Origin of the sequence: Gemmata sp. (assembly GCF_051859125.1) — a bacterium.
Classification (GTDB): Bacteria; Planctomycetota; Planctomycetia; order Gemmatales; family Gemmataceae; genus Gemmata.
This window is the reverse complement of sequence record NZ_JBHYGG010000135.1, coordinates 15,210-30,192: the sequence shown is the minus strand read 5'-3', so window position 1 is coordinate 30,192 and position 14,983 is coordinate 15,210. Positions and strand designations below refer to the sequence as shown.

Below are 14,983 nucleotides of genomic sequence, written 5' to 3'. Positions count from 1 at the left end.
CGAATTCACGTCCAATTGCGGTCCGAGGGGCTCTGATACTGCGGAGCCCCGGCGATGAGCGAAACCACCAGCCGCGTCGATGAGTTCGTGCGCCTCCTCGCCCAGAACCAGCGGCGGCTGTTCGTCTACGTCCACACGCTCGTCCCGAACCACGCCGACGCCGAAGAGGTGCTCCAGAACACCAACCTCGTGCTGTGGCGGGAGTTCGACTCGTTCGAGCTGGGGACGAACTTCGCCGCCTGGGCCTGCCGGGTCGCGCTGAACCAGGTGCTCGCCTGGCGGAAGAAGCGGCAGCGGGACCGGCTCCAGTTCTCCGACGACTTCCTCACCGCGGTCGCCGCCGAGACCGAGGACGCGGCCGGCGCGCTCGAGGACCAGACCCGGGCGCTGGCCGGGTGCCTGGCCAAGCTCCCGCCCGACCAGCGCGAGTTGATCCGCCTCCGGTACACTGAGGAGGGAAGCATCGAGGCCGTCGCCAAGCGGGCGCACCGGACCGTCGAGGCCACGTACCGCGCACTGTCCCGCGTCCGCCACACGCTCCACGAGTGCGTGACCCGCACCCTGGCCCGGGAGAACCGAGCATGACCGACGAACTGCAGGCGCTCTGCTCCGCGCTCGTCGAGGGCACCCTGGCCCCCGAGCAGGGCCGCCGGCTCGAAGAACTGACCCTCGCCGACCCGGCCGCCCGCCGGGCCGTCGCCGAGTACCTGAACCTGCACGCCTCGCTGAAGTGGGCCGCGGGCGACCCGGCCGTGCTCGCCAGCGCCGCGCCCGCCGACCGCCCCGCGGAACCGCCCCGCCCGGCCGAGCCCGTTGGCCGCCCGTCCCTGCTCCGCGCCGCGGGGTGGGCCGTCGCCGCGTGCGTGCTCGTCGGCGTCGGGTTCGCGGCGTACTCGGGCAACCAGCGGCGCGAGTTCGCCCGGCTCGTCGAGTCGAGCGGGTGCAAGTGGGAGAGCGGCACGCTCCCGACCGAGCCCGGGGCGCGGCTCGGGGCCGGCCGGTTCCGGCTGTCCGAGGGCGTCGCCAAGGTGGTGTTCGACAACGGCGCCGAGCTGCGACTCGAGGGCCCGGCCGACCTCGAACTCCGGGCCGGGAACCGCTGCACGCTGCACTCCGGCCGGCTCGTCGCCCGGTGCCCCGACTCGGCCAAGGGGTTCTTCGTGGACACCCCCAGCGCGTCGCTCAAGGACCTGGGCACCGAGTTCGGCGTCAGCGTGACCGACGGGAAGACGTCCGACGTGCAGGTGTTCGAGGGCCGGGTGGACGTGACCCACGGGAAGACCGGGAAGGTCGAGCAACTGCTCACCGGCCGCGGGATGCGGTTCACCCCGGACGACGCCACGCCCATCGACCCGCGGGCCGAGTCCCCGCGGCCCGTCGAGCCCCCGCCGGCCCTCCCGGCGGGCCAGCGGCTCGTGACCGTGAGCACCGCGGCCGGCCGCGGCAAGGACGGGTACGTCTCGGGCAAGCCGAACCTTCTGAACCGGTCGGACGTGCTGCTGCTGGTGAAGTGCTGCACGCCCAAGGGGCTCCCGGACCACCACCGCAAGGCCTACGTCGGCCTCGACCTCGCGCCCCTCGCCGGGGCGCGGGTGCTGTCGGCCACGCTCACGTTCACCCAGACCCCGACCGGGATGGGGTTCGTGTCCGAGGTGCCGGACAGCACGTTCTCGGTGTACGGCGTGACGGACCCGGCACTCGACAACTGGCCCGAGAACGACCTGATGTGGGACACCGCCCCGGCCAACGCACCGGGCGGCGCGGGCGTGAACCCGGCGAAAACGCGGTTCGTCGGCCAGTTCCACGTCAAGCAGGGCGTGCTGTCCGGCCCGTGCTCGGTCAGCACCCCGGAACTGGCCGAGTTCCTGAACACCCGCAGGACCGGGTACGCGACGTTCATCCTCGTCCGCGACACCCCGGGCAGCGGCCGCAACGACTACGTCCACGGGTTCGCCGGCCGCGACCACCCGACCCTGCCCCCGCCCGCGCTCAAGCTCGTCGTCGGGGCGAAGTGAGCGGGGGCAGGAGTCAGGTGTCGGGAGTCAGGATTCGGGATCCGGGCAAAACGAAATACAGAAGAGAGCCCGAAGGGAACGGCGGAAGTCCGCCGACCCTCCGGGCTCCAGTGCTTTGTCTTTCCCTGAATCCTGACTCCCGACACCTGAACCCCGCGTCACGCCGCCTTGCGGAGCGACTGCGACAGGTACGCGGCGCACACCTCGACCACCCGGCGCTGCTGGGCCTCGGTGATCTCCGGGAACATCGGCAGCGCGAGCACGGTCGCGGCCGCCTCCTCGCTCGTCGGGAAGTCGCCGGTCCAGTACCCCAGGTCCTTGAAGCACTCCTGCTCGTGCAGGCTCAGCGGGTAGTACACTTCGACGCCGACGGCGTTGTCCTTCATGTACTTCACCAGCGCGTCGCGGTGCGTGCCGGGGACGCGGACGACGTACTGGTTGAACGTGTGCTTCCGGTCCGGCCTGGCGACCGGCCGCCGCATGAACCCGTGCAGGCTCGCCTCCTCGATGAGCCGGTCGTACCGCTTGGCCGCCTCGCCGCGGGCGTTGAGCCAGTTCGAGACGTGCGGGAGCTGCACCCGCAGCGCGGCCGCGTGGACCGCGTCGAGCCGCATGTTGTACCCGACGTACTTGTGGTAGTACTTCACCTCGGACCCGTGGACCCGCAGCGCCCGGAGCTTCTTGTCGATCTCGGGGCTGTTCGTGGTCACCAGCCCGGCGTCGCCGAACGCGCCGAGGTTCTTGGTCGGGTAGAAGCTCATCGCGGCGACGGCCCCGAGGGTGCCGCACCGCCGGCCCTTGTACTCGCTCCCGAACGACTGGGCCGCGTCCTCGACGACGTACAGCCGGTGCCCCTCGGCGACCTCCCAGATCGCGTCCATGTCGCAGCACTGGCCGTACAGGTGGACCGGGATCACGGCCCGGGTCCGCGGGGTCACCTTGGCCTCGATCTGGGCCGGGTCGATGTTGAACGTGAGCGGGTCGATGTCGGCGAACACCGGGGTGGCCCCGACCCGGCACACGGCCCCAGCGGTCGCGAAGAACGTGAACGGCGGGATGATGACCTCGTCGCCGGGGCCGACGCCCAGGGCGTGCAAGGCCAGCACCAGCGCGTCGGACCCGGACCCGCACCCGACGGCGAACTCGGCCCCGCAGAACGCGGCCGCCTCCTTCTCGAACGCCGCGACCTCCGGCCCCAGGATCGCCTGGCCCGACGAGACGACCCGGAGCACGGCCGCGTCGATCTGCGGCTTCAGGAACTGGTACCGGGCGTTGATGTCGCACAGCGGGACGGGTGCGGGGGTGGTGCTCACGTGCGGCTCCTTGCCGGGATGCGCGGGCCGCGGGGTCCGTCCCGGGTCCGGGGGTTGACGAAAGTTGCCCATCCCTACGTTAGCGGGGTAAGCCTGTCAAGGCGGACCCGAGGGTGCGGGGGGTTGGGGTTGCACGGCCGGACGCCCGGTGTGCTACAGTGCCCGCCGCGCCCGCAGAGTGCCGGAGGCAACAGAATGATGACCGCTGCGACGACGAACGGACCCGAGGCCCGCGCCGCGGACCGGCCGGCCGATGCGACCGACGACGGGGCCGGCGAGTTCGCCCGGCTCGCGGCCTTCCTGGCAGCGCACCCGGAGCGGCGGTACGAGATCCTGGAGAAGCTCCTGGGCACCGCCGCGTGCCGCACCGTCGGCATCTTCCCGATCCCGCCGGGGTTCAAGCTGTCCGTCGTCATCCCCGTGTTCAACGAGGAGCGGTGGCTGGGCGAACTCGTGCGCCGGGTCCAGGCCGTGGCGATCCCCAAGGAACTGATCCTGGTCAACGACTTCTCGACCGACGGCACCCCCGCGATCCTGGCCCAGATCGAGCAGCAGTACGACAACGTCCGCGTGTTCCACCAGCCCAAGAACATGGGCAAGGGGGCCGCGCTCCGCGAGGGGTTCAAGCACTGCACCGGCGACCTGGTGATCGTGCAGGACGCCGACTGGGAGTACGACCCGGCCGAGTACCCGAAGCTGATCCAGCCGATCCTCGACGGCCGGGCCGACGTGGTCGTCGGGTCGCGGTTCATCGGCGAGAGCCACCGGGTGCTCTACTACTGGCACTCGGTGGCCAACAAGGGCCTCACGATGCTGTCGAACTGGTTCACCAACCTGAACCTGACCGACATGGAGACGTGCTACAAGGTGTTCCGCCGCGAGGTCATCCAGGGGATGACGCTCAAGAGCAACCGGTTCGGGTTCGAGCCCGAGGTGACGGCGAAGATCGCCCGCAAGCGCAAGGGCCAGCCCAAGTGGCGGGTGTACGAGGTGCCCATCAGCTACTCGGGCCGCACCTACGAAGAGGGCAAAAAGATCGGCCTGAAGGACGCGTTCCAGGCGCTGTACTGCATCATCCGCTTCTGGGCCGCGGACTGAGCGCCCTGGGCGAGCGGGGGGCAGGCATTCTTGCCTGCCTCCCGTCGCCCTCGGAGGCAGGCAAGAATGCCTGCCCCACCAGACACACCGATCTACCACCCCCGCTCCAGCACCTTTCGCACCGCGGGCGCGGCCCAGTCGCGCATCCCGGTCGCGCGGCCCACGGCCTTCCCGTCGGGGGCGATAAGCCACACCGCCGGCAGCGCCTGCACCTCGAACCGCTGCGGACCGAGCCCGGTCGCGTCGGCGTAGATTCGTAGCCCTGGCGCGACCTTGTCGGCCAGCGCCTGCGCTTTTTTCAACTCGTCGGCATCGGCACAGACGTGCAGCACGGTGAGCTTGCGGTCCGCGAGTTGCGCCTCCAGCGCCTTCAGGTGCGGTAGTTCCTTCACGCAGTGGACGCACGTCGTCGCCCAGAAGTGAACGAGCACCGTGCGGCCCTTCAGGTCGGAGAGTTTGACTTCCTTCCCCGCAGCGTCGGCCACGACCAGGTGCGGCGGGGCGGTGCCGCGGAGGTCCGTGAACCCGGCCGCCCGGAGGATCGCTTCTTCCTCCGTCGGCTCATAGGGGACCGCGGGTCGCGCCGTGGCGAGGCTGAAGACGTACTCGGCGACCGCGTCGGCGTCGGCCGGCGCGAGCGCGTTGCGTGTCGCGGGCATCGCGGTGCCGGGGATGCCGTCGAGCGTGACCTTGCGGATCGACTCGCGGGTGACCGCGAACCGCCACGGGCGTGCGGCGAAGTCGCGTGGCGGGGGCCGGAGTGCGGCAGAACTCGGCCCGTCGCCGCGGCCCTCGGGGCCGTGGCACGAGGCGCAGTACACGCCGAACAACACCTCCCCGCGGTTCGACGCGGCGGCCGCTGGCGGTGGGGGGGGGGGGGGGGGCGGGCGGCCCCCTAACCCCCGCCCCCCCCCCCCCGGTGCGCGGCGGCGGCCGCGGGCGGGGCGGGCGGCGGCGGTCCGGGCCGCACCTGCCCCGCGGCCCAGCCGACGCCGACGGCACCGCCAGCCGCAACCACCGCCAGGAGCGCGAAGCGGGCCTGCGTCACTTGTGGCACGCCTCCGCAGCGGCGGTGGAGAGTTGCGAAACGACCACCGCCTTGCCCGCGGTGTCGAGTTCGTTCCACGCGACGAACACGGCCCCGTTCGGGGAAACGGCGATGCTCGGTCGCGTCTGGAACGCACCGGCCTTGGGCGCAATCGCCCGCACCGGGCCGAACGCCGGCTGGCCCTTCGGCATCACCGCGTACTGGACCGCACGGCCCGCCCCGCTCCCGGTGCTGGGTGCGGCGTGCTGGTGGCCGCCCGTCGAAGCGGGGGCCGGTTCGGTGCCGGTGCTCTGCTCCCAGACCGCGTGCAGGTTGCCGGCCGCGTCGGCGAACAGCTTCGCGTTCCCCTGCGTGCCGGCCGCGCCCGCGTTCAACTCGCGGGCGGCGAACTTCATGTCGGCGACGCTCGCGCTGGCAAAGTAGGCCCGCTGCGTGCCGGTGCGGGCGTCCATCCACGCGACGTGCAGCGTGTCGCCGACGACCGCGAGCGACGGGCCGTCGTGCGGGCACCCCTCGAACTTCCACGCCTTGTCCACGACCGGGAACGGCCCCTCGAACGTCGTCTGCCCCGGCCGCAGGCGGCTGACGGCAATGTCGCGGAATCCGTCGTTGATGTTGCGGAACGCGACGTACAGCGTGCCGTCCTTGGCGAACGTCGCCGCGGTCGGGCAGCACGGGCACACGCCCTTGCCCGGCTCGCCGGCGTGGACGAGCACCTCGGGGCCGAACGCCTCGGCGTCGGCCGGTTGCACGCTGGCGTACACCTGCTGCGAGCCGTTGCGGCCGTCGAGCCACACGCACGCGAGGACGCCGCCGAGCCCGCGGGCGAACGAGGTGAACGCCGCACTCGCCTTCTCGCCCCGGTGGACCGGCCGCGGGGCGCCGAACGTCGCGCCGGTGTCGGTCGAGGTCGCGAGGGCGTACCGCATCCCGGCGTTGTCGGGCAGTGCGTCGCCCCACGCGAGGAGCACTTCCTGGCCCATCGCGGCGAGGTGCGGGGTCGCGCGCCGCTCGTGCCCGGCCATCTTCCCCTTCGCGGGGGTCTTGTACACACCGGCCTTACTGACGGCCCGCGGCGCGTCGAAGGCCGTGCCGTCGGCCGACTTCGTGAAGAACACGGTGCGCTCGGCCTCGCCGGTCTTGCTGGCCCACGCGAGGAACACCTTCCCACAGCAGTTCACGGCGAGCTCCGGTGCCTCCATCGTGTCCTTGACGTCGAGCGGGCTCAGCGGGAACCGGTGCTGCGGACCCGCGGTGTCGGTCTCCCAGCACGGCGACCCTTGCGGGGCCGCGGGGCAGACGGTCTGCGGCTCATCGAACGGCGGCAGCGCGCCGGACAGGTACAACCCGGTGGCCGCGCCCCCGGCGACGAGCGCCGCGAGGACGGTGAACTTAACCCAGCCGACGCCGCACTGGCACGAACTCATGGTGACGCTCCGCGTGTGGGTGTGTGGTGCGGGCTCGCCGCAGCTCAGAAGTCGCCGAGCACTTCGCCGCCGGCCCGGGTGGCCAGGCCGCGCCACGTCGTCGCGTCCACGCCGTCGCGGACGAACTTGGCGCTCCCGTCGCACAGCAGCAGGTTGACGCCGCCGGTGTGGGCGCTGCGGGCCGCCGTCAGCCCCTTGTTGTGGCTGGCGTTGCCGCAGTCCCACTTCCCGGCCTGGTTCGGGGTGTAGTAGTGGTTGTACAGCGTGTTGCCGTAGTGCCCGTTGATCCACTGCTCGCTGCGGCGCGCGTTCCACGTCCCGGTCCCGGCGTCGCACAGCGCCGGGGTCGGGTCGCCGCCACCGGCGACCTCCAGCACGGCGAGTTTGGCGGTCTGCGGGTCGGTCGGCACGCCGGAGATGGTCACCCCGTTGCCCACGAGGCTCTCGCTGAACGCCGCGGTGTTCGAGAGGCCGTCGGTGATGTCGCCCACGCGGCACGGGGTCTGGGCGAACGCGCCGTTCCCCTCGCCAATCTTCAGGTGCGCCGTCGTCGCCCCGGTCGCGTCCACCGAGACGCCGAGGCCGTTGCACGCGACGTAGTTGGTGCCAAAGTACGCGCTCCCGGGGACCACACCGCCCGTCGGGTCGCTCGGGCACCCGAGCAGCGCGACGCGGTTCTTCCCGGCCGTATCGTTCTGCGTCCCGACCGCGAGTGTCCCGTCCGGGTCGATCAGGCTCTGGAGGCTCGCCTGCTCGACGTAGGCGAGCAACCGGGCCGGGGCCGACACGACCTTCGGGTAGGCGTTCCGGCCCTGGGGGAACACCTGCAGCGCGCTCTCGTGGTTGTGCAGCGCCACGCCGAGTTGCTTGAGGTTGTTCTGGCACTTGAGGCGGGCGGCGGCCTCGCGGACCTTCTGGACCGCGGGGAGCAGGAGCCCGATCAGGACGGCGATGATCGCGATCACCACCAGGAGTTCGATGAGCGTAAAGGCGCTGCGGCGGAGCATGGTGTACCTCGGAAGCGAACCGCGGCGCACGGCGACTCGCGCCGGCGCGGGCTCAAGCTGGGTGATGGAATCGGTGCGGGCGTGCGCGTCGGCGCTCACCCGTTGGGTGCGTGGCTTCGGGAACCGTGATGGGGATTCAGCTTCGCGGCGGACGCGCCGGCGGCTGTTGCGAGGTGGGTACGAACGGGACGGATGCGGGGCGTGCGAACCCGTCGGGCTCGGGCGCGACCGGGCGGTCGCCGGTGGCCGCGGGCGGGACGGCCGGGTCGAGCTTCAGCAGGCCGGCCGGGTTGTCCCCGCGGCACTTCTGGGCGCGGACCCCGGCGACCCACAGCACCGTCAGCGCGTCGTCGCTGTCGTCGGCGCACGCCGCGTCGCGATCGCACGTCGGGCCGGAGCACGCGGCGACCGGCAGCGACGGTTCGTCCTCGCCGCGGCAGCACGGGCGCTTCGGCTTCTTCGGGGGCGTCGCCTTCCGCGCGTCGGCCGCGGCGCGGGCCGAGGCGGGCGGCTCGAAGCCGCGGGCGTCGGCCCATTCGAGCTTCTGCTCCAAAGTGAAGCAGCAGCAGTCGCCGGCCCAGCACTGCTCGGCCGTGAGGCACCCGCACGCGTGGTCGCGGCACGGGTACGGCGACTGCGACTTGCGGGGGTTGGCGGCGTGCGGGACGGGGACCGGAGCGCCGGTGGCGGCGAACGCGTGCGCAACGAGGAGCAGCACCGCCAGAACGTGGCGGCCCTTGGGAGGGCTCGGAACTCGTCGCAGGAACCACATGGGGAGTGTCGGGGAGGCAACCGGTTCTGCTAACCCGTTGTACACTGCTAACACACGGGAGCCAACACCCGACCGTGAAATCCCCGCGAAACCGGAGAATCCGGCCCGGCCGCCCGGTTGCTCGGCCCGCGACCGCGACGTAAGCTGCCCGAACCCCCGCCCCCGCCGAGACAACTCGCAATGCGCCCCGCCCTCCTCTGCCTCGCGTTCCTCTGCGCCTCCACGGCCGCCGCCGACGAGGCCGCCGTCCTCAAGTCGATCCAGAAGATCGGCGGCCGCGTCGAGCGCGACGACACGGGGGCCGTCGCCCGCGTGTACCTCGACCAGACGCGGGTGTCGGACGCGGACCTGCGGGCCGTCGCCTCGCTCGCGGCGCTGACGCACCTCGACGTCTCCCGCACCAAGGTCACCAACTCGGGGATCGTCGAACTCGCCCCGCTGGCGGACCTCACCTCGCTCGACGCCTCTCGCACCGAGATCACCGACGACGGGCTCAAGGTGGTCACCCGGCTCCGCGCGCTCACGAGCCTGTCCGTCGCCGGCACCGAGGTCACCGACGCCACCCTCAAGTACCTCGTGCTGCTCAAGCGGCTCGCGCACCTCGACGTGTCGAACACCAAGGTTACGGAGGCGGGGCTGGCCGACATCGCGAGGTACCCGGCCCTCACCTCGCTGCACCTCGGCAACCTCGCCGTGACCGACGCCGGCCTCAAGCGGCTCGCCCCGCTCAAGGGGCTGACCAGCCTCTCGCTCAGCGGCACGCAGGTGACCGGCCCGGGGCTCAAGGAACTCGCCGCGTTCCCGGAGTTGAAGGGCCTCGACGTCGCGAACCTCCCCGTCACCGACGCCGGCCTCGCCGACCTGCCCCCGCTCGCGGGCCTCGCGTCGCTCAACCTCGGCTTCACGAAGGTCACCGACGCCGGGGCGAAGTCGCTCACGCGGTTCAAGGCGCTGGCGGCGCTCGACCTGAGCGACACGGCCGTCGGCGACGCCGGCCTGCGGAACCTCGCGCCCCTCGCCGGGCTCACGAGCCTCAAGCTGATGCGGGCGAAGGTGACCGACGCGGGGCTGCGGGAACTCGCGGCGTTCAAGAAGCTCGCGGCCCTCGACCTCACCGACACCGGCACCGGTGACGCCGGGCTGAGGGCGCTCGTGCCGTCGAAGGAACTGACCACGCTGAACCTCGGCGGCACCAAGGTGACCGACGCCGGCGTGAAGGGGCTCGCGGGGTTCAGCGGGTTGGTCCACCTCGACCTGAGCGGCACGAAGGTGACCGACGCGGGGCTCAAGGGGCTCGCCGGCCTCAAGGGGCTCAAGTCGCTCTCGCTGTTCGGAACGAAGGTGACCGACGCGGGTCTCAAGGACCTCGCCGCGTTGAAAGGGCTGACGAGCCTGAACCTGTGGAACACCGGGGCGACCGACGCGGGCGTTAAGGAGTTGGCGAAGCTCACGGCGCTGACCGCGCTCGACCTCACCGGTACACAGGTGACCGACGCCGGGGCCGCGGAACTGGCCAAGGCGCTGCCCGCCTGCCGCGTCGTGCGGTGACCGCCCCGGACGCATCGCGTAACTGCCACTGGCATCGACACTTCCCGGAATCCCGTCAAAAATCTCGCGCGGCGTGTCGATTCCCGCACGCGCCGCTCGACGTACCTGTGAGAGCCGGGTGGCCGGCCCCGAACCCCGAACCGACGCGAGACGGCAATGCGAGTGATGGTACTCATCAAGGCGACGAAGGACTCCGAGGCCGGCGTCATGCCCGACGAGAAGCTGATGGCCGCGATGGGCGCGTACAACGAGGAACTCGTCAAGGCCGGGGTCATGCTCGCCGGCGAGGGCCTGCACCCCAGTTCGAAGGCAAAGCGGGTGCGGTTCGCGGGCCCCGGCCGCACCGTCACCGACGGCCCGTTCGCAGAGACCAAGGAACTCGTCGCCGGGTTCTGGCTGTGGCAGGTGCGGTCGATGGACGAGGCGGTCGAGTGGCTCCGGCGGTGCCCGAACCCGCACCTCGAGGACTGCGACGTCGAGATCCGCCCGGTGTTCGAGGCGAGCGACTTCGGGACCGAGTTCACCCCCGAACTCCGCGAACAAGAAGAGCGCCTCCGGGCCGAGGTCGAGCGGCAGAAGACCGGCGCGTAGCGGGCCGCCCGGCGCCCGCTGCTGAACCGTTCCTGAAACAACCGAAACCGAAAGGGTCTGTCATGCACGTGCAACCGTACCTGAACTTCAACGGCCGGTGCGAGGAAGCGCTGACGTTCTACCGCGAGGCGCTCGGGGCCGAGGTCACCGCGCTGATGCGGTTCGGCGAGAGCCCCGAGCCGTGCCCGGGGATGCCCGCGGGGACCGAGAACAAGGTGATGCACTCGGCGCTGAAGATCGGCGAGTCGACGGTGATGGCGTCGGACTGCGAGTGCCGGGGCGCACCGAACTTCCAGGGCGTGTCGCTGGCGCTCAGCCCGGCGACCACGGCGGCCGCCGAGAAGGCGTTCGCGGCGCTGGCCGCCGGCGGGCAGGTCCACATGCCGCTCGGCCCCACGTTCTGGTCGCCGTGCTTCGGCGTCGTCGCCGACAAGTTCGGCGTGTCGTGGATGGTCAGCGTCCCCGCGTGACCCGCGGGGCGCGCCCGGTCGTTCGGGCCGCGGGGCCGGCGCCCGCGGCCCGCCGCCCGCCGCCCGCGGCGACCCGCTCCTCGGCCGGGCCCGCGGGTGCTCGGGAACCGAAGCCCGACCGGCGGTCACGGGGCCGCCGTCGCTACTCGGCCTTCTTGAACAGGTCCAGGAACCGGTCCTCGTACTCCTTGAACACGCTGAGGCGGTCCAGCTCCTGCTTCAGCTCGAACGCCTTCGAGCGGTCGCGGGTCGCCTCCTCGAACAGCTCCTCGATCCGCTTCCGGGCGGTCGAGCGGCGCTTGGGCGGCTCCGGCTCGGCCGCGGCCTCTTCGCCCCCCTCGTCGTCGTCGTCGTCGTCGCCCTCCTCGTCGCCGTCCTCGTCCTCGTCGTCGTCGTCGTCATCGGACTGCTGGCCGCGGGCCTGCTCCTCGATCTGGGCCAGCACCCCGCCCAGTTGCTCGTCCCAGAGCTTCGCCTGCTCGGCCAGTTCGTCCAGGTCGAAGTCGATGCCCGTGAGCGTGGTGAACGCCTCGAGGATCGCGTGCGACGCCTTCGGGAACGGGAACTGGGCGAAGATGTGCGGCATCTCGCCGAGGAAGCACGCGCCGTGCAGCCCAACCTCAGCCGCGGCGCTCAGGAGGACGCCGTTGAGCCCGCCGATGTTCCCGTCCTCGAGGATGTCGAGTTCGAGCCGCCTGAGCTCGTCCAGGTTGGGCCGGTCGGTGGCCGCCCCAAACACGCGGGACTCGGCCTCGGGCCGCATCCGGGTCGCCATCGCGGCGAACGTGAACACCCGCTCGACCCCGTGCTCCCGCGCGAACCCGACGAGCCGGCGGCAGAACGTGTACTTCCCGCCGGGGGGCTGGGCCTCGCCGACGAACACGAGGAGGTCGTGCCGCCGGTTCGGGTCGGTCCACAGAAAGAACCGGCTCCGCGGGCGGCGGCCGGGCTGCACCAGGCCCCCCTTCACCTCGACGGCCTCGATGTCGAACGTGTCGCCGCCCTCGAACTCGGCGAACTCGGTCATCCCGAGCTTGGCGAGGAGGTACACGCCGGCGTTGAGGGCGACGTGCCCCATCCCCGGCCACACCGCGACGAGCCACGGGTGGTTCAGCTTGATCGGCCCTGCCATGTCGCGCACTCCCACGGTGACCGCCGCACGGGGCGGCGTGTCACTATGGTAGGGCCGCGGGCAACCCGCGGGGGGGCGGATCCGCGCCGGGGGCCGGAGCGACCCTCGGGACCGTGGCGCCGCCGGGCCCGGTGCGACGCGGGCGGTGACGGTCCGCGGCACCACCGGGGGCGGCCCGGTGGGCACCGCGGACCGTGCAATCGGAACGGACGCGGCCCCGCGTCGCGGCGCCCGGCGACCGGCCGCAAAGTCTCAATGGCGAGCGGAGCCGTCCGGCCGAGAGCCCGCGGCCGGCGTGTTTTTCCGCAGCGGGGCCCCGCGGGGCGGCGCGCCCGGTGACGAAATCTCTCAACCGCATATCCGCAAGACCTCATTGATGACACCCCCGCGGCCCGGGTAGAGTTCTCGTCATCACCCTCGCCGCGGCACGCCGGACCGCCGATCATGGACCTCGCCCCCTCCGGTTCGTCCGCGGCGGGCGGCTGACACGCGCCCCGCCCCCACGCACCGGCCGACGCGAACGCGTTCCTCTTTCTGGTGACCGACCATGACCCGTGCTCTCCTGCTTGCCGCGTGCCTCCCTCTCGGCGCCGCGCCGCGGGCCGCCGCGGCCGACCCGGCCGTGACCCACTCGTTCCTCGCGTTCGGGGCCGAGACCCGCCTCGTCGACGCCACCGGCGCGGTGGCGTGGCGGTACCCGGCCGCGTCCCGCGACGGCTGGGCGCTGCCCGACGGCGGCGCGCTCCTGGCGCTCTCGAAGAGCAAGGAGTTTCCCGGCGGCGCGGCCGTGGAGGTGAACAAGGACGGCAAGGTCGTGTTCGAGTTCAAGGGCACGCAGGCCGAGGTGAACACCGTCCAGCCGCTCGGGGACGGCAAGGTGCTGCTCACCGAGGCCGGCCCGAAGCCGCGGCTCCTCGAGGTGAACCGCGACGGGAAGGTGCTCGTCGAGGTGCCGCTCCAGGCCCAGACCAAGGACCACCACCTCCAGACCCGCATGGCCCGCAAGCTCGCCAACGGCAACTACCTCGTCCCGCAACTGCTCGACCGCGTGGTCCGCGAGTACACGCCCGAGGGGAAGGTGGCGTGGGAGGTGAAGACACCGCACATGCCGTTCACCGCGATCCGCCTGCCGGACGGCAACACGCTCATCGGCTGCACCCTCGGGCACCTCGTGATCGAAGTGGACAAGGACGGCAAGGAGGTGTGGCGGGTGACGAACGACGACCTGCCCGGCAAGCCGATCAACGACGCCTGCGGGGTGCAGCGGCTGCCGAACGGGAACACCGTGATCACCAGCCACCACGCCGGCGCGAAGCAGGTGAAGCTGACGGAGGTGACCCGCGAGAAGAAGGTCACCTGGACGTACACCGACGACCGCCCGGCGGGCATCCACCACTTCCAGATCCTCGAGACCGACGGCAAGCCGCTCGCCGGCCCGGCCCTGCGGTAGCACCGCGCCGAACGCCCGACATTCCCGCGGCCCCCTGGCGCGAACCGGAGGCAGACGTGCGAAGGCGAGTTCTGGGGCGGACCGGGATCGAGGTCGGCGAGATCGGGTTCGGCGGGCTGTTCGCGTCGCGGCTCGGGCCGGGCCTCGCCGAGTCGCGGGCCGCGGTGTTCCGCGCCCTCGACCTCGGGGTGAACTTCTTCGACACGGCCCCGGGGTACGCCGACAGCGAGACGGTCCTGGGCCGCATCCTGCGCGAGGTCCGCGGGCCGGTCGTCGTCTCGACCAAGCTGGGCGGGCGGCCGACCCCGTTCGACCCGCGGGACGCCTGCTCGCTGGTCCGCTCGGCCGAGGAGAGCCTGCGGGCGCTGGGCCGCGACGCGATCGACGTGCTGTTCGTCCACGAGCCGGACCGGCCCCAGCAGTACGACTGGTGGGCCGACCCGGAGCGGGCCGCCGGCCCGGTGGTCGAGGCGCTCGACTCGCTCAAGCGCCGCGGGCTCGTGCGGTTCACCGGGCTCGCCGGGACCACGGTGACCGAGTTGACGCACCTGGTGCGGGCCGGCGACTTCGACGTGGTGCTCACGGCGTTCAACTACAGCCCGCTGTACCGCGAGGCCGCCCGCACGGTGGTCCCCGCGGCCCGGCACAAGGGCATGGGCGTGGTCCTCGGGTCGGTGCTGCACCAGGGCGCGTTCGGCCGGCGGTACGACGACGTGGTGCGGCGGCACCCGCTGTGGCTCTCGGACGCGCGGCGGGACCAGATCCTCGCGTTCTACGCGCTGCTCGACGACGCCGGCATCCCGATCGCCGACCTGTGCCTGCGGTTCGCGCTCTCGACCGACGCGCCGTCGGTCGTGCTGGTCGGCCCCAAGACGGCCCGGCACGTCGAGGCCGCGGCCGCGGCGGCCGAACAGGGGCCGCTCCCGCAAGAGGTGCTGGACCGACTCGACCGGATCGCGGCGCTGGTGCCGTTCCGCCCGTTCGAGGAGCCGATGATCCTGCCGTTCGACCGCCCCGCCGGGTACACCGGCCCCGGGACGGCCAACCTCGCGACCGGGATCAAGGTCGGGTCGCTCGACGACGCGCCGCTACCGACCCGGCTCCCCGGCTGA

The 14,983-nt window shown here is 72.2% G+C and carries 14 protein-coding genes; 8 read left to right on the top strand and 6 right to left on the bottom strand.

The genetic code is table 11. The features are described 5' to 3' along the window. The first annotated feature begins 54 nt into the window (after window positions 1-54). Entirely contained in the window at window positions 55-585 is a 531-nt protein-coding gene (locus ACTIGN_RS13945) for a sigma-70 family RNA polymerase sigma factor (RefSeq protein WP_439624779.1), read from the top strand. Next, complete coding sequence (locus ACTIGN_RS13940) at window positions 582-2,015, top strand: FecR domain-containing protein (RefSeq protein ID WP_439624777.1); 1,434 nt, start codon at window positions 582-584, stop codon at window positions 2,013-2,015. Before ACTIGN_RS13945 ends, ACTIGN_RS13940 begins: the two co-directional genes overlap by 4 nt. A 158-nt stretch (window positions 2,016-2,173) precedes the next feature. Here the strand turns inward: ACTIGN_RS13940 and ACTIGN_RS13935 are convergent, their stop codons facing one another. Continuing rightward, complete coding sequence (locus ACTIGN_RS13935; protein WP_439624775.1) at window positions 2,174-3,328, bottom strand: DegT/DnrJ/EryC1/StrS family aminotransferase; 1,155 nt, start codon at window positions 3,326-3,328, stop codon at window positions 2,174-2,176. A 198-nt stretch (window positions 3,329-3,526) separates the two neighbouring features. On the opposite strand from ACTIGN_RS13935, the gene ACTIGN_RS13930 reads away from it, so the two are divergent. Beyond that, on the top strand, window positions 3,527-4,426 hold the full coding sequence (locus tag ACTIGN_RS13930; RefSeq protein WP_439624845.1) for a glycosyltransferase family 2 protein: 900 nt from the start codon (window positions 3,527-3,529) through the stop codon (window positions 4,424-4,426). A 92-nt stretch (window positions 4,427-4,518) separates the two neighbouring features. Here the strand turns inward: ACTIGN_RS13930 and ACTIGN_RS13925 are convergent, their stop codons facing one another. From ACTIGN_RS13925 to ACTIGN_RS13910, 4 genes are all read right to left on the bottom strand, one after another. Beyond that, the gene (locus tag ACTIGN_RS13925; protein ID WP_439624773.1) at window positions 4,519-5,259 is read right to left on the bottom strand and encodes a redoxin domain-containing protein; all 741 of its coding nucleotides are present in this window, start codon (window positions 5,257-5,259) and stop codon (window positions 4,519-4,521) included. Between the two features lie 211 nt (window positions 5,260-5,470). Next, window positions 5,471-6,901: a sialidase family protein gene (locus ACTIGN_RS13920; protein ID WP_439624771.1), complete on the bottom strand. Its 1,431-nt coding sequence runs from the start codon at window positions 6,899-6,901 to the stop codon at window positions 5,471-5,473. Between the two features lie 44 nt (window positions 6,902-6,945). Next, window positions 6,946-7,908, bottom strand: coding sequence for a DUF1559 family PulG-like putative transporter (locus ACTIGN_RS13915; RefSeq protein WP_439624769.1), 963 nt, complete (start codon window positions 7,906-7,908; stop codon window positions 6,946-6,948). 136 nt (window positions 7,909-8,044) lie between these two features. After that, entirely contained in the window at window positions 8,045-8,680 is a 636-nt protein-coding gene (locus tag ACTIGN_RS13910) for a hypothetical protein (protein WP_439624768.1), read from the bottom strand. Between the two features lie 180 nt (window positions 8,681-8,860). On the opposite strand from ACTIGN_RS13910, the gene ACTIGN_RS13905 reads away from it, so the two are divergent. The 3 genes from ACTIGN_RS13905 to ACTIGN_RS13895 all read left to right on the top strand — a co-directional run bounded on the left by ACTIGN_RS13905 (window position 8,861) and on the right by ACTIGN_RS13895 (window position 11,289). Next, window positions 8,861-10,228 (top strand): leucine-rich repeat domain-containing protein, encoded by a 1,368-nt coding sequence (locus ACTIGN_RS13905; protein WP_439624766.1) that lies wholly within the window; start codon window positions 8,861-8,863, stop codon window positions 10,226-10,228. A 156-nt stretch (window positions 10,229-10,384) separates the two neighbouring features. After that, entirely contained in the window at window positions 10,385-10,819 is a 435-nt protein-coding gene (locus ACTIGN_RS13900) for a YciI family protein (protein WP_439624764.1), read from the top strand. A 62-nt stretch (window positions 10,820-10,881) separates the two neighbouring features. Next, the gene (locus ACTIGN_RS13895) at window positions 10,882-11,289 is read left to right on the top strand and encodes a VOC family protein (protein ID WP_439624762.1); all 408 of its coding nucleotides are present in this window, start codon (window positions 10,882-10,884) and stop codon (window positions 11,287-11,289) included. A 142-nt stretch (window positions 11,290-11,431) separates the two neighbouring features. On the opposite strand, the gene ACTIGN_RS13890 is transcribed toward ACTIGN_RS13895, so the two are convergent. Continuing rightward, a complete protein-coding gene (locus ACTIGN_RS13890; protein WP_439624760.1) occupies window positions 11,432-12,421 on the bottom strand; it encodes a PAC2 family protein in 990 nt (329 codons plus the stop codon). 547 nt (window positions 12,422-12,968) lie between these two features. On the opposite strand from ACTIGN_RS13890, the gene ACTIGN_RS13885 reads away from it, so the two are divergent. Together ACTIGN_RS13885 and ACTIGN_RS13880 are read left to right on the top strand one after the other, a co-directional pair. Then, window positions 12,969-13,871 (top strand): beta-propeller domain-containing protein, encoded by a 903-nt coding sequence (locus tag ACTIGN_RS13885; RefSeq protein ID WP_439624758.1) that lies wholly within the window; start codon window positions 12,969-12,971, stop codon window positions 13,869-13,871. Between the two features lie 56 nt (window positions 13,872-13,927). Next, on the top strand, window positions 13,928-14,983 hold the full coding sequence (locus tag ACTIGN_RS13880) for an aldo/keto reductase (RefSeq protein ID WP_439624756.1): 1,056 nt from the start codon (window positions 13,928-13,930) through the stop codon (window positions 14,981-14,983).

What these genes read in the sequence shown, in the direction of transcription:
- ACTIGN_RS13945 (WP_439624779.1), top strand. Translation starts at nt 55, where the DNA reads ATGAGCGAAACCACCAGCCGCGTCGATGAGTTCGTGCGCCTCCTCGCC.
- ACTIGN_RS13940 (WP_439624777.1), top strand. Translation starts at nt 582, where the DNA reads ATGACCGACGAACTGCAGGCGCTCTGCTCCGCGCTCGTCGAGGGCACC.
- ACTIGN_RS13930 (WP_439624845.1), top strand. Translation starts at nt 3,527, where the DNA reads ATGACCGCTGCGACGACGAACGGACCCGAGGCCCGCGCCGCGGACCGG.
- ACTIGN_RS13920 (WP_439624771.1), bottom strand. Translation starts at nt 6,901, where the DNA reads ATGAGTTCGTGCCAGTGCGGCGTCGGCTGGGTTAAGTTCACCGTCCTC.
- ACTIGN_RS13915 (WP_439624769.1), bottom strand. Translation starts at nt 7,908, where the DNA reads ATGCTCCGCCGCAGCGCCTTTACGCTCATCGAACTCCTGGTGGTGATC.
- ACTIGN_RS13910 (WP_439624768.1), bottom strand. Translation starts at nt 8,680, where the DNA reads ATGTGGTTCCTGCGACGAGTTCCGAGCCCTCCCAAGGGCCGCCACGTT.
- ACTIGN_RS13905 (WP_439624766.1), top strand. Translation starts at nt 8,861, where the DNA reads ATGCGCCCCGCCCTCCTCTGCCTCGCGTTCCTCTGCGCCTCCACGGCC.
- ACTIGN_RS13900 (WP_439624764.1), top strand. Translation starts at nt 10,385, where the DNA reads ATGCGAGTGATGGTACTCATCAAGGCGACGAAGGACTCCGAGGCCGGC.
- ACTIGN_RS13895 (WP_439624762.1), top strand. Translation starts at nt 10,882, where the DNA reads ATGCACGTGCAACCGTACCTGAACTTCAACGGCCGGTGCGAGGAAGCG.
- ACTIGN_RS13890 (WP_439624760.1), bottom strand. Translation starts at nt 12,421, where the DNA reads ATGGCAGGGCCGATCAAGCTGAACCACCCGTGGCTCGTCGCGGTGTGG.
- ACTIGN_RS13885 (WP_439624758.1), top strand. Translation starts at nt 12,969, where the DNA reads ATGACCCGTGCTCTCCTGCTTGCCGCGTGCCTCCCTCTCGGCGCCGCG.